General features: G+C 42.4%; 10 protein-coding genes. 2 read left to right on the forward strand and 8 right to left on the reverse strand.

What is annotated here, in order from left to right; genetic code table 11:
* Positions 1 to 12: 12 nt before the first annotated feature.
* The 4 genes from HWQ44_RS33210 to HWQ44_RS33225 form a co-directional block, all read right to left on the reverse strand.
* Complete coding sequence (locus HWQ44_RS33210; protein WP_292726694.1) at positions 13 to 3,204, reverse strand: efflux RND transporter permease subunit; 3,192 nt, start codon at positions 3,202 to 3,204, stop codon at positions 13 to 15.
* Positions 3,205 to 3,434: 230 nt separating this feature from the next.
* Complete coding sequence (locus HWQ44_RS33215) at positions 3,435 to 5,015, reverse strand: efflux RND transporter periplasmic adaptor subunit (protein ID WP_292726696.1); 1,581 nt, start codon at positions 5,013 to 5,015, stop codon at positions 3,435 to 3,437.
* A gap of 297 nt (positions 5,016 to 5,312) precedes the next feature.
* The gene (locus HWQ44_RS33220; protein ID WP_292726697.1) at positions 5,313 to 5,765 is read right to left on the reverse strand and encodes a TetR/AcrR family transcriptional regulator; all 453 of its coding nucleotides are present in this window, start codon (positions 5,763 to 5,765) and stop codon (positions 5,313 to 5,315) included.
* 572 nt (positions 5,766 to 6,337) lie between these two features.
* Positions 6,338 to 7,627 carry a glycosyltransferase family 4 protein gene (locus HWQ44_RS33225; protein ID WP_292726699.1) on the reverse strand — a complete coding sequence of 430 codons (1,290 nt, stop codon included), beginning with the start codon at positions 7,625 to 7,627 and terminating at the stop codon, positions 6,338 to 6,340.
* Between the two features lie 626 nt (positions 7,628 to 8,253).
* Here HWQ44_RS33225 and HWQ44_RS33230 point away from each other — a divergent pair.
* Together HWQ44_RS33230 and HWQ44_RS33235 are read left to right on the forward strand one after the other, a co-directional pair.
* A complete protein-coding gene (locus tag HWQ44_RS33230; RefSeq protein WP_292726700.1) occupies positions 8,254 to 10,428 on the forward strand; it encodes a DEAD/DEAH box helicase in 2,175 nt (724 codons plus the stop codon).
* Between the two features lie 52 nt (positions 10,429 to 10,480).
* Positions 10,481 to 10,636, forward strand: a complete 156-nt coding sequence (locus tag HWQ44_RS33235; RefSeq protein ID WP_292726702.1) for a hypothetical protein — start codon at positions 10,481 to 10,483, stop codon at positions 10,634 to 10,636.
* An 82-nt stretch (positions 10,637 to 10,718) separates the two neighbouring features.
* On the opposite strand, the gene HWQ44_RS33240 is transcribed toward HWQ44_RS33235, so the two are convergent.
* The 4 genes from HWQ44_RS33240 to hisD form a co-directional block, all read right to left on the reverse strand.
* Complete coding sequence (locus HWQ44_RS33240) at positions 10,719 to 11,024, reverse strand: hypothetical protein (protein ID WP_292726704.1); 306 nt, start codon at positions 11,022 to 11,024, stop codon at positions 10,719 to 10,721.
* Between the two features lie 501 nt (positions 11,025 to 11,525).
* Positions 11,526 to 11,720, reverse strand: a complete 195-nt coding sequence (locus HWQ44_RS33245; protein ID WP_292726706.1) for a hypothetical protein — start codon at positions 11,718 to 11,720, stop codon at positions 11,526 to 11,528.
* A 6-nt stretch (positions 11,721 to 11,726) separates the two neighbouring features.
* Positions 11,727 to 13,004 (reverse strand): adenosylmethionine--8-amino-7-oxononanoate transaminase, encoded by a 1,278-nt coding sequence (bioA, locus tag HWQ44_RS33250; protein WP_292726708.1) that lies wholly within the window; start codon positions 13,002 to 13,004, stop codon positions 11,727 to 11,729.
* Between the two features lie 338 nt (positions 13,005 to 13,342).
* Positions 13,343 to 14,623, reverse strand: a complete 1,281-nt coding sequence (gene hisD, locus HWQ44_RS33255) for a histidinol dehydrogenase (protein WP_292726710.1) — start codon at positions 14,621 to 14,623, stop codon at positions 13,343 to 13,345.
* Positions 14,624 to 14,820 lie beyond the last annotated feature (197 nt).

Genomic DNA, 14,820 nt, shown 5'->3' on the forward strand with positions numbered 1-14,820 from the left:
AACGAGAGATACTCAATCCTCAGATTTTGTTGAATATACAGCAGTGCTACCATTCAATAACACTGGTTCTACTGGTATTTCTTGATGCCGATTTGGTTTGATAAATCGCTCTGTTATCGTTTTAATTACGATATACAAAATCGGGACGACAAACAAACTCAAGAAAGTAGCGATTAACATCCCACCAAAAACTGCTGTTCCCAAAGATTGCCGACTTCCTGCACCAGCACCCGTGGCAGTAGCCAAGGGGAAAATCCCCAAGAGTGTAGAAAAAGCAGTCATCAAAATTGGGCGTAACCGCTCTTGTGAAGCCTCAATTACTGCTTTGGTCATCGAAAGCCCTTGGTCTCGTAATTGGTTAGCAAATTCCACAATCAAAATCGCGTTCTTACTAGCTAAACCGATCAACATTACTAGACCAATTTGACAGTAAACATCATTCGCAAAACCCCGCATTGATTGAGCTATCAGCGCTCCAAAGATAGCTAATGGAACTGATAACAGAATGATAAAAGGGTCAACGTAGTTCTCATATTGAGCGGCGAGTACCAAAAATACAAAGATTAATCCTAATCCAAAGATTAGGGGCGCTAAAGCACCAGAATCGATTTCTTCTAATGCAGTCCCTGACCATTCATAACCATAACCTGCTGGTAAAACTTCTTTAGCAACTTTTTCCATTGCTTTAATTGCATCTCCCGAACTAGAGCCACGGGCGGCGGCACCATTAATTTCAATTGAGCGGAACAGATTGTAGTGATTTATCGTTTGCGCTCCCACAGTCGGAGTAACTGTGACTAAGTTACTCAAAGGAATCATTTGATTTTTTTGAGAACGAACGTATAGTTTACCAATATCTTTTGGATTGGAACGAAACTGTTGATCTGCTTGGATATACACCCGGTAATTGCGCTGCTGGAGATTGAAATCATTTACATATTGCGATCCTAAAGCAGTTTGTAATGTACTGAATACATCATCTATAGAAACTTGCAATGATTTGGCTTTATTGCGGTCTACTTCCACAAGCAATTGTGGTGTATCTGCGGCAAAGGTGCTAAATACAGCTTGTAATCCTGGTGTTTGATTAGCTTTACCCAGCAACTGACCCATCGACTGGACTAGATTTTGTAAGCCACTGTTACCTCTGCGGTCTTGTAGTTGAAATACGAAGCCACCAAAGTTGCCTAAACCCTGAATTGGTGGCGGATTCACAGGAAAAACCCTGGCCTCTGGAATTGCCAATAACTTCCCTTGCAAGCTGCCAATAATCGCCTGTACTGATTGATTGGGTTTTGAGCGCTCGTCCCAAGATTTTAAAGTTGTAAATATGATGCCGCTATTAGCTGTGCTACCACTAAAACCAAATCCACCGATCGCAAAAGTCCCTAGTACTTCTGGAATTTGGAGAATTTCTTTTTCTACCTTTGCAATCACATCGCTGGTATATTGCAGCGAAACCCCTTGCGGCCCTTGGATAATTGTAATGAAATAGCCTTCGTCTTCGTCTGGAAGAAAGGCCGTTGGTACTGTGGTGTACAGCCAAACAGTCATTCCCAAGGAGACGATAAATAACCCGATAATGACACTTTTGAAGCGGGTGAGGAAATTCAGCGATCGCTTATAATTAAGCTGTGCCCAGTCGAGAAACCGATTAATCTGGCCAAAAATCCAACCCAGCCAGCCTGAAGGTGTTTGTCCTTGACGCAGCAGCAGCCCACATAAGGAAGGCGTTAGGGTCAAAGCCAAAAAAGTCGAAATCGCAATGGAAAAGGCAATAGTAAGAGCAAATTGCTTATAAAGTGCGCCTGTAGTTCCTGGGAAAAATGCCACTGGTATAAACACCGCCATCAAGACCAGTGAAGTTGCAATCACCGCCCCAAGAAGTTCCCTCATTGATTCGCTGGCGGCTCGGCGAGGACTTATACCTTTATCCTTAATAAAGCGGCTAATTTGCTCCACTATAACGATCGCATCGTCTACCACCATCCCAGATCCTAAAGTTAGACCAAACAAAGTCAAACTATTCATGGAAAAGTTAAAAACTTTGACGAAGGCAAATGTCCCAATTAAGGAAAGTGGAATTGTCAATGCTGGAATTAAGGTAGTTCGCCAGTCTTGCAAGAACACAAAAATTACAATTACAACCAGCACCACCGATTCAATCAAAGTCTTGACCACTTCTGCCAAGGACTCTTCGACAAAGGATGTTGTGTCAAAAGCTACTTGATATTTCATCCCTGGCGGAAAACCCGGAGTTAATCGCGCCAGTTCAGCTTTGACTCCCCTCGCTACATCTAAAGCATTACTGCCAGGAACCTGATAAATTCCTAACCCGACAGCATCATTGCCCCGAAATCGCAGAAATGAACTGTAGTTTTCTGCGCCTAGTTCCGCTCTACCGACATCTTTGAGCTTAACTAACGTACCATCATCTTGAGTTTTCAGGACAATTTCTTCAAATTCTGATGGTTCTGCTAATCGGCTGACAGCACGCACATCCAGTTGATATCTTTGTCCTTCAGGAGCCGGTTCTTGTCCAATTCTCCCTGCACCAACTTGCAAGTTTTGTTCGGATAGGGCATTTGCTACATCCTTAGTCGTTAGTCCCCGACTGGCAAGGCGACTCGGATCTAACCACAAACGCATTGCGTAGCGGCGTTCGCCAAAAACTTGAGCGTTGCTCACGCCTTTGACTCTTTTTAAGGCATCTGCTAAGTAAAGGTCGGCATAGTTGCTTAAAAATATGTTGTTGTACTCTTTATTTTCAGCGAATAAACCAATTGCTAAGAGAATGTTGCTAGATTCTTTAGATACCCGCACTCCCGTGCGCTGCACAGAGTCTGGCAGTTGTGGCTGGGCAACAGAAACACGATTTTGCACATCCACAGCCGCAATATCTTTATCCCGTGATGAATCAAAGGTGGCTGTAATGGTACTAGTACCATCGTTACTGCTACTGGAAGTGATATATCTGAGTCCCTCAACCCCGTTGATTTGCCTTTCTAAGATATTGGTCACGCCGCTTTCTACGACTTCTGCACTAGCTCCGCTATAGTTGGAAGTGACAGTGATTTGGGTGGGACTAATTTCTGGGAATCTAGCGATCGGCAATGTTGCAATACTGATTAATCCGATTAGAAGGATGAGGATCGCACATACCGACGCAAAAATTGGCCGCTTAATAAAGAAGTCAACAAACATAGTTTAAAAATTGGGCTTTGGGTACTTGGTATGGGGCATAGTAGTTCCGAGTTCCGTTAGCGGTAGCAGGGCGTTTAGCCCGTTCCGAGTTCTGAGTAAATAAGTGAGATTTCCCACTCATCACTCAGCACTCCTGAAGATCATTGGGCATGGGGCATTGGTTATTTTCCTTGTCTCCCTTGTCCCCTTCATCTCCCTATGCCCCCTTTGCGCCCTCATCTTTTCTTCAGCTAAGGCTTCTGACTAGCCGCTTCTGCCGGTGCAGGAGTGATAGAAGCGCCATTGGTTAGGCTGAGAATGCCGGAAATAACAATTTTTTCCCCAGCCTTTAGCCCTTCGATAACTTGATAATTATTCCCCTCAATAACTCCCAGTTTCACGGGCTTTTGTTGAGCTACCAGTTTAGGCGCTCCAGGTTTAGACTTTTCTTGCGGCTCTTGAGCCACAAATACAAAAGTCTCCCCACCCAAGCGAGATACTGCTGTAACTGGGATTAAGATTCCCGGACGTTCGTTCCAGATTACTTTAGTTTGCACTGACTGAAGATTGAGCAATCGATTTCTCGAATTGCCAAAGTTGGCTTTCACCAAAACTGTCTGCGAATCTAAACTAGCATTTGGGGAGATAAAACTGATCTTACCTGTTGCTATAGCTTTATCTTGGGCGTCCAGCATTTGTATTGGTAATCCCAAGCGCAACTTTTTGGCTTCGGCCAGCGGAACGGAAATATTCAGTTCTAAAGAGTCATTTCTAGTCAGTGTAGTGAGTTGATCTGCTTTTTCTACATAATCTCCCACTTTTGTGGGAATATCACCAACAACACCAGTAAAAGGTGCAAGGACTTTTGTGTATTGCAGTTGGACTTCAGCGGCTTGGACTTGAGCAGCTGCTTGAGTTACTTGTGATCGCGCTTGGGCAATTTCTTCTGGGCGGGAACCATTTTCTAGTTGTCTTAAGTTTTGTTTCTGTTGTTCCAAAGCACCACCTAGCTCATTAATACTCGATCTTCTGCTTTGGCGGAGTTGATCTAAGCGTTTCTGGGCTACGACAAGGGCAGCTTCAGCGCTTTGCTGTTCTTTGACATATCCTTCTAAGGTATCTTGGGAAACTGCGCCCTCTTTTCTCAATTGTGCATATCGCTTGGCGCGTGACTGTGCTAGTTCCACATCGGATTTAGCTGACTGAATTTGAGCCTCAGCCTGAGCAATTTCTTCTGGTTGCGATCCCGATTGGGCATCTCTAAAGCGAGCTTGAGCTTGGGCTAACAGCGCTCTAGCTTGGGCAACTTCTTCTTGTCGCGTACCCGCTTTGAGTTCAGCAAGACGTGCTTGGGCTTGTTGGAGTGCGCCTTTAGCTTGTGATAATTGAGCTTGGACATTATCACTTTGCAGGCTAATAATGACTTGCCCTTGTCGAACCCGGTTCCCCTCTTGGATGAAAATCTGGGTAACTCGTCCTTCAACCTGTGGCTTGATGATTACTGAACGTGGAGCCTCTAAGGAGCCAATAAACTCCGAACTTTCCTGCACAGTTTCAGTTTCCACAGTTGCTATCTTGACGGGAATTGCTGGTTGAGCAGCAGCAGCTCCAGCCGCAGGTGCATTGCTAGCATTACTAGTTTGCCACCAGCGCCAACCAAAACCAACACCTGCAACTAACAGGATGATTCCCAAAATCAGGGGCCAACGCCGCTTTTGAGGTGGCTTTGGCGATCGCTGTGGCAATGGGTGCGACTCTTGATTAGAATCAGTAACAGTAGGCTGTTCTATTTCAACGGGAAGGGGAGAGTCAGGGAACTCAGAATGGGACATCTTCGTTTTCTCGTCTTGTGGATTTAGACTTGGGCAATCTACTCTTCGCTAAAAAAGCATTATTTGAATAGTTTTTTAGCCCTTTTTTTCTATGTTGGTGACAAAATGTTTGGGTATTTGGGCGATCGCTCACGATGTCTAGCACCTAAAACAAACTAATACCGCTTACCACATTATGGTTAATTTGTACATTGTTTAACTCCTATCATTTTTTAAAGTGTAATTTATAGAACTTTTTAGTCAGTATAAACCCAGTACCTTGTCTCAGAGATAAAGCATGGTTCATCTTCTTGTAGGCTAATCAACTGAACCTCCTGGCTCCTTTAATGGCAAGGTACTAATACCGCGCACAAATAGATTGACGCAAGTTTGCATGTAGCATTCACGACTGTAGTCTAGTGTGGTAGTAAAATTGCTAAAACGCAGCATACCGTGAAGCAACATACTAGTGAAACTATCCACAGATGCTTTCAAATCTATATCTGAAGACACTATGTTCTTTTCTTGACTCTTCTGCAAGTACACAACCAGATGTTCGCACAGCGATTTGTCAGTTTCGTATAAGATCAGACGTGCCGCTTGGGGATGTCGCTTCGCTTCCCCAATAAATGTCTGAATCAGGTCTTCATGCTCCTCCATCATCTGGTTGCAAAGCCTTGCATAATTCTTGAGGTCAATGTACAGGTTTTGAGTCCAGTCGTAGTGATCGGCTAAGGCTTGGGACTGTAAAGCGATCGCTTCGGTAATCACAGCAGCTAGTAATTGCTCTTTGCTCTGGAAATGACGAAATCAAAGTTACCTCATTGACCGCAGCAACACGAGCAGTTTCTTGCGTTGTTGCTCCGGTTAAACCTGCCGTTGTCAACACCTTTGTTGCCGTCCTTGATACTAAGTTTTCCATGAGTGTTTGCAAGCGCTTGCTTGCATTATAACCACATAGGGGATTCGATTGGTATAAGTTACAAATCAGTTTATCGCTCTTAGGGAAGAAAAGGGTATAGAGCCTTCTCTACGAGAGGCTTGTCTGCGACACGCTACGTGAACGCCGGGCTACGCCTATGCTGATGAATTCAGCTTTATTAATCAAGGTTGCGAGTTTCATCGAGTTATCCTCACCAAGAACGACGTGCAATCAGTCAGTATCCTCTACCCTCCTATTTTTGAGCAGTCTCAACTTCCTACACTTAGGTCACCCGATCGGTTGATTTTTAACTCACCCGAATGGGTGATTTAATTTATCCCAATCAGGATTTTGTCTGTACAGTCGCCTGGTTTTCCCTAATTAAGCGAGCATTCCAAAAATTTAGAGTAGTCCCCACCCTTCAACTATCCACAATCGATTCCTTGGAATCCAAATCAGGCAAGATCCCCACAGTTAATTTTCTATTAGCAACAATATGAGAAAGCAGTCGTTCATACCGATCGAGTGCCTGCTCCAAGGAATAGTTTTCTTCGGCGAACTGTCTGCCTGTGTTACCTAACCTCGCCCCTAGAGTAGGATTAGCATATAAATCATACACCGCAGCAGCCATTGCATCGGCTGATTCTGGCTCAACAATTATCCCACCACCACTAAGTTCGATTGCTTTAGCAGCAGTACCAGTGGCAGGAACTGAACCCACAATCGGGCGACCACTCGCCAACAGCAATGGTATTTTTGAAGGCATATTGAACGAAATAACATTGCGCTTTTGCACAATTAGTCCTACATCAGATGCTGCTAGCATTTCAGGTAGTTTTTCTCGTGGCTGCAATGGTAGCAGCAAAACATTATCTGCTCCATTTAAGAGGCAATATTCCTGCAACCTTTGCAATGCTCTTGATTCACCAACGATGACAAAGACAATATCCTTGATATGACGTAAGTAAACTGCTGCTTCTATTACTGTTTCTAAACCTTGCGTTAAAGCAATGTTGCCCGAATAAAGGACTACAAATTTCCCATCGAGTTGATGGCTAGATATCCAGGAGTTGTTTTGTTTCGGCAAAGGGCGGATGAAATTTATATTCACCCAATTGGGAATACAAACGATTTTCTTAACAGGTACTCCCTTATTCACTAAATTGTCACGAAACCCATCGGTGATGACACTAATAGTGTGTGCAGTCCGATATGCAAATTTCTCTAGGGCTGCAAGAGTACGGATCATCCACTTGTTTTTTAATAGCCCGATACGTACCGCAGCTTCTGGTAAAATATCTTGCACATTCAGAACTACTGGGCAGTTGTATAACCAACCAAATATTGTTGCTGGTAACGTACCAAATAGAGGTGGAACCGTTAATAGAATCACATCAGGACGTCCGCCTTTAAAGGCTTGGGGTAAACTCGTGAAAACAAAGCTCAACTCCAGTAACAGCCGATCTACGAGGTTAGGTTTAGACTTAATTCGGAGATAACTTCGCGCAATTGTAACGCCATTTTTTTGTTCAGTAACGTACCACTTCCCGCGATATCCATCATAAATTTCGCGCTGAGGATAGTTGGGCATTCCCGTAATCACTCGCACTTCATGACCTCGCTTTACTAGTCCTTCTGCCAATTCAGTCATTAACGGAGCAATTCCAATCGGCTCTGGATAATAGTTGTAGGAATAAATCAGAATGTGCATGAGCTATTTTTAAATTTTGTGAAGACAGCCTGAGATGATCGAATTTATTTATTAATAATAAGTAAAATTCCCTACTTATTATTACTTAGATAACTTGTAATATTGTTTAATAAAATTGCGCTATCCATTATTTATAAATTTTATTAGTGATTTTCAAAAGATAATTTTTATACTGCATAAGACACTTAAAAATCAAACCATGAACTTGTATAAACAGGTTAGACTCTTATATAGATATAGGCTTTAGTTTCTGGTGATTATGACAATAGTTGATCTGGTTGTTTCTGAACTATGCCTAAATTTACACTTGGGGGATTGTAGCATTATATTTACGGTTGTGCATATAACCCTCATTCCGCCCTTTAAACTGGCACATGAAGTATTTTTAACCAAGTCGTCAGTACTGTATTCATTAAAGAGCATCCCACCTTTTTTAAGTAGTTCAAAGCCACTGACCAAAACAGTGCCGAGTGCTGAGTAAAAAGTAAAATTAATTGCACTCAGAACTCAGTACTCAGCTTTGTAAAAGTGTTGATGACAAAGCAATGAGGTTGAATGATGTTTAAATCAATAGGTTAGGCTGGGTTGTTAGGCTATACCTGTCAACCGTCTTACCCGTAAAAAATATGAGCGATGCTTTTAGTCGACTCGCACCATTCATCCAAGAATATATCTATCATCACCAATGGACTGAATTACGACCAGTTCAAATTGCCGCTTGTCAAGTGATATTCGATACTGATGCACACTTGCTAGTTACTGCTGCAACTGCTGCTGGTAAAACAGAAGCAGCCTTTTTACCAGTTTTAACTCTATTACATGCCAAGCCTGCTACGACCATAGGGGCATTATATATTAGTCCAATCAAAGCTTTAATTAATGATCAATTTGAGCGTCTCAACGACTTACTGAAAGAAGCAGATATTCCAGTTTGGCACTGGCACGGTGATGTTTCGCAAACTCGAAAAAATAAACTTTTAAAGAATCCTCAAGGTATTCTACAAATTACACCAGAATCTCTAGAAAGTTTGTTAATTAATAAAAATAATGACCTACTTCGCTTATTTGGTGATTTAAGGTTTGTCATCATTGATGAAATTCACGCTTTTATGGGTTCAGAACGCGGTTGTCAAATTATTTGCCAATTACAACGTTTAGCAAAGTTGATGCAAAAACAACCGCGCCGGATTGGTTTGTCGGCAACTCTTGGTGATTACTCAATAGCTGAAGAGTGGTTGCGTTCAGGAACAGATAAGCAAGTCATTACACCAAAAATTGACAGTATAAAACGCCAAATAAAACTAGCTGTAGAACATTTTTATATTACTGATGAAGTAGATGAATCAGAGGCGACAGTAGATGAACAATATATTTTCAACCTCAGCAAGTCTCGCAAATGTCTGATATTTGCTAATAATCGCACGCGTACCGAATCTGTAATTGCATCTTTACGACAAATTGCCACAGAACAAGGATTACCAGATATATATCACGTGCATCATGGGAGTATATCTGCTAGTTTGCGGCAAGCTGCTGAAAATGCAATGCGTGAACCCAATAGTCCAGCTGTTACCGCCGCCACTATGACTCTAGAATTAGGCATAGATATCGGTCATCTAGAGCGAGTAATTCAGTTAGAATCACCCTTGTCTGTAGCTAGTTTTTTACAGCGCTTGGGACGCAGTGGTAGAAGAGGAGAAGCTGCTGATATGCGTTTTGTCTGCGCTGAAGATAAGCCATTAGCAGAAGCTTCTCTACCAGAACAAATCCCCTGGCAACTTTTACAGTGTATTGCGATAATTCAACTTTATTTAGAGGAACAATGGATTGAACCAATTAGACCAATTAAATATCCTTTGAGTTTGCTTTATCACCAAACAATGAGTATTTTAACAGCCGCAGGAGAAATTTCAGCTAATGCCCTAGCTAAACAAATTTTTAGTTTGCCACCTTTTGCTGCTATTTTAAAAGAAGATTTTCAACTATTACTACGCTATTTAATTGATATTGGTCATATTCAGCAGACTGAACAAGGTAAATTAATCCTGGGTTTGGTAGGAGAAAAGGTGGTGAGAAAATTTCAGTTTTATGCCGTCTTTGCTGAACAGCAAGAATATATTGTTAAGCAAGGTGCAACAGAAATTGGCAGTATCGTCACGCCACTTCCTGTTGGCAATCAATTTGCTTTAGCTGGGAGAACTTGGGAAGTGGTAGAAGTTGACTTTAAGAAGAAGGCTATTTTTGTGAAACAAGCTGAGGGTAAAGCTAGTATTTATTGGCGTGGTGGTGGTGGGAGTATTCATACCAAAGTTTTGCAACGAATGCAGCAAGTCTTATTTGAGAATATCGAGTATAGTTACTTACAAAAAAATGCCTTGCAATGTTTGCGTCAAGTTCGCCAATTGGTACAGCAGGTTGGATTAGACAAACACAATATTGTGGAATTAGAGAAAGGTAAATGTTGTATTTTTCCTTGGATGGGTACGGTTGCTTATCACACCTTAGAAAGATTGTTCAACTCTTATTGTCGTGAATCTTTGGAAATTACAAGTATTGGTGGAGTAAATCCCTATTATTTGACAATTAAATTAGCTAAGAATAAATTTAAATATTTTTATCGTGAAATTGCTTCCTTGTGCGAACAAAGAATTACCTCAGAAGATTTAGTCAGTACTTCAGAAGCACCGGAAATTCAAAAATATGATGGTTTTATTCCTAATCCACTTTTACGAAAAGCTTTTGCTAACGATTATTTGGATATAAGCGAACTCAAACAGCAAGTGGCACTGTGGAGAGATTAAACTAATCCATCTTTAAGTTACATAATCTTTAACCTCTGAAAGCACTGTTACAATGCCTCCTACCGCAGATCAAAGTTACGAAAATGCGCCAAATGAACCAGATGAGCCACTAACTGACCAATTAAGCTTTTGTGTCACCAAGAAAATGAAGCAAGAGGTGAAGGCTAAAGACGACCCACCAGAATTTTGTCGTCAAGCTATCCAATAGAAGCTAGATAGGTAGGTGGGCTGTTTTGTCAAATTAGGCAATTGTTTAGATTGTTTGCAGATCCTCTGAGCGCAATCTCCATTCAGAACATGGGATTGTGTTCATTATCCCAACACTTGCGATCGCTCCAATTTCTGCCAGTGTGTTCACATTCAGATGCATCATCTATCCAAGGAATCGATGTAGAGTGGTAGGAGTTTCCAATAAAAGCGAATAAGCTAGCAGTGAATAAGGGCAATAATAAAGATAAAGTTATTAATGTACAAATCGGTAAAGTGATTAAATATCCAGTGAGCAGCACAATATTACTTTGAGTCCAAAAAACTGTACCTAGATGATTATTTTTCGGACGATTTTTTAACCTGGTTTTTGACTTCAAAAAAAGCATAATGCAACCCTATTAATACTAGTTCATGTAGCAATTTATTTGATTTTTGAAAAGCCAAGCTAACTGAGAGCTAAAACCTAATTTAGCTCTCAGTATATTTAGCAAAAATCAAACAAAAATCCTATATGAGTACGGATTTTTACGTAAGAACATTATTGAAGGTATATACTCTGATGTCAAAGGTATAAGTGACGACTTCTTAGAACTTTTAATCTTTGGACGCTAAAAAATACTTTTCATGAAAATATGTTGAAGTCGTAGCAATCGCTCTTACGTAAATTCTGGCAAATTTAACTCACACCCTTCTGCTATCGATGCAGCAAGAATACTGGTGTAAGGCTGGATGTTGTATATTTGTATCTGTTACCAAAATTTAATGAGCAAAATTTTGTGTAATGTTGGCAGTATACAAGTAGAAAAAAACGTTAATACAACTAAAGATTCTGATTTAATTTAGAGTGTATTTCAATGCAGATAAAAATATCTTTAACCTACAGCCTGCTACCGTCGATGCTGTAAAAACCACTCATAAAGTTCTGGATTGTTATATGTCTGCGTCCACCAGTCATGATTGGCTTCTAGGTAAACTGGAAATTTTACATTCCCATTGCAGGCTTTTAGTGCAGAAACTATAGAATTGTAAGAAAAAAATATGTAGTTTGCGTCTTGACGTATTCCACTCTTATTCTGGCTCATCAATATTTAGATGCGTTTACCCTGGTGTGATACCCACTCCTTCATTACTCCAGTGATTCGTCGCAAGTCGTCCTCACCAATGACGTAAGGGGGCATAGTGTACAGCCATTTGCTATACGGGCGGAGCCATACTCCCCGTTCTAGAGCGAACTCCCTGAATCCCATAAGGTTCGACGGAGATTCAAACTCTAAGACTCCTATAGCTCCAAGCACTCGTGCGTCGCAAAGCGATGGCCCCTCCAATCCCAGGATCTCTTCTTTGAGCACTTGTTCAATAGCTTTGACTTTACTAAGGTAGTTTTCGGTTTCGATTAGGCTGATACTTGCCAACGCCACAGCGCAGGCGACTGCATTTCCCATGAAAGTCGGCCCGTGCATGAAGGCGAGTTGCGGATCGTCACCGAAGAAGGACTCGTAGACTTCACTTGTAGTAATAGTTGCCGATAGTCCGAAGTATCCCCCAGTGAGTGCTTTACTAAGCACCATGATATCCGGGGTGACATCGGCAAGTTCTGCTGCGAATAAGGCTCCTGTTCGCCCGAAACCCGTCGCTATCTCGTCAAAGATGAGTAGCACCCCGTGTTCATCACACAGTCTTCGGGCGTGGAATAAATACTCGGGGGGATAAAAGCGAAAACCACCCGCTCCTTGAAATACTGGTTCAAGGATCATGGCAGCAATCTGGTTATTGTTCGATTCAAGAAGCTCGGCGAGTTGATAAAGCGATGCTTGGCATTCGTCAGACTCTATGTTAACCCCGCCTGGTGCATCGACAAAATACTGGGGGAGTATAGCCCCTTTGAACAATCGATGCATCCCCTCGTCGTCGTCACTCACCGACATTGCCCCTGTTGTGTCGCCGTGATACCCCCGGCGGAGCGCCACGAAATGGCTCTTCTGTGGTACACCTTTGTTGCGCCAGAACTGAATTGCCATCTTTAGCGCAACCTCTACCCCCACTGAGCCGCTGTCAGCAAAGAACACGTGATTGAGCCTCTTAGGGGTAATCCTGACTAACGTCTCAGCAAGATCAATAGCTGCATCGTTAACGAGACCCCCAAGCATAACATGAGCGAATTTTGCAAGCTGTTCCTGAACCGCCTTATTAAGGACAGGGTGATTGTACCCGTGAATAACGCACCACCAGGAAGAGATACCGTCAATGAGCACCGTGCCATCATCAAGGTAAAGTTTGACCCCCTCTCCTCGAACTACTCTCAACGGAGGCGGAACGGTCTTCATTTGTGCGTAAGGAAGCCAGAGCGAATGAACTTGTCTCTTCATCGGGACTCATGTCAAGTTATTGACATAGGTAATTTTATAGATCGGGTGTAGAGCCACGAATTACTTGACCAGAGCGGCAAATTATTTGTCTAAATCTAAGTCTCTGTTGGGAGAAATATAGCTGATATCAAATAAAATTGCGACTTTTGAACAACTAATGGCAGAACAGTTTGTATCAACCAAACAGTCAGTACACCAATTAATTTTGAATAACCATTATAGCGGTTGTCGATTGTATGAGAACACCAAAGTCCTTGCTGTCAAATCATTTCAGCAAAGTTTTTGTATCTCACTGAACTGTACACCGCTATATCTAATTAACAAATTATCTCAGCTTTTTATTGCAAGCGTACAGATACACTACCTGCATGAGCTGGCAAACCTTCTGCCTCTGCTAAGGTGACAGCTGCTTTGCCTATTGTCTGTAATGCTTGTTTGTCACATTCTAAATAAGTAATTCGTTTGAGAAAGTCGTAGACACTCAAACCAGAAGCAAAGCGGGCAGAACGGGCAGTTGGCAGTACATGGTTGGGGCCTCCTAAATAATCGCCAATCGCTTCTGGAGTATAGCGTCCTAAAAACACGCTGCCGGCACACTTAATTTGATCGGCAAGCACTTGCGGGTTGTCTGTACACAATTCCACATGTTCTGGAGCTAGTTGATTGAGCAGTGGTATACTCTCGGCTAAATCGCTGACCAGAATGACGGCTGCATAATTTTGCCAACTTGCACTGGCAACTTCTCTGGTGGGTAAATCGGTGAGAATTTTCTCAACAGCCTTGATTACTTGTTGCGCGAAGACTTCTGAATCAGTAATTAAGATTGACTGGGCATTAGGATCGTGTTCTGCTTGCGATAGTAAATCCCAGGCAATCCAATCTGGGTTGTTCTGGCTGTCGGCTACCACTAAAATTTCTGAAGGGCCAGCGATACTATCAATGCCAACAGTGCCAAAGACTTGACGCTTGGCTTCAGCAACATAAGCATTACCAGGGCCAACAATTTTATCTACCGGGGCAATGCTTTCTGTACCATAAGCTAATGCTGCGATCGCTTGCGCCCCACCAATGCCATATATTTCTGTAACACCAGCAACTTGAGCAGCAGCCAATACAGCAGGATTAATCTCACCGCCAGGCATCGGTACTGTCATGACAATTCTTTCAACACCAGCAATTTTGGCTGGTAAGGCATTCATCAACAAAGAACTCGGATAGCTAGCCCGTCCCCCTGGTACATAAATTCCCACTTGCGACAGCGCTACCCAATTCAATCCCAGTTTCACCCCCACTGCATCGGTGTAGCCAATATCTTGCGGTAGTTGTTTTTCATGGAAAGCCACAATCCTAAGAGCAGCAAATTCCAGCGCCGCCAAGACATCGGCAGGACATTGGGCCGCGTGTTCGGCAATAAAGGTTTCGCTTAGATGCAAAGACTGGAGATTGTTGCGATCAAAGCGGCTAGTATAGTCCTTGACTGCGGCATCACCACGCACTTTGACATCAGCTAGAATCTCGCGTACTGTCCCACTAACATCAACTGTAACTTCCTGGCGATCGCTGACAACGGCTTGGAATTTGACAGAAAAATCTCTGTCGGTAGTTTGAAGTAGCTGCATAGACTGTATCTTGAAAGCAGTGAGGTCAACAATTAGTTTAACGTGAGTCTCCAACGGAGGCGCACCCGCAGGAAGGACGAAAGAAACGATGTAAAGCCTACACAACACAAGAATTATTGAAAACCTTACATGCGGTTATTAGCGCTCTTTTATGTCTCTGGTGAGAGAAAAATGCTCTGATTTGCTGAGATTTTTGA

It is taken from the genome of Nostoc sp. JL34, assembly GCF_017114945.1.
In the GTDB taxonomy this organism is placed as follows: Bacteria; Cyanobacteriota; Cyanobacteriia; order Cyanobacteriales; family Nostocaceae; genus Nostoc.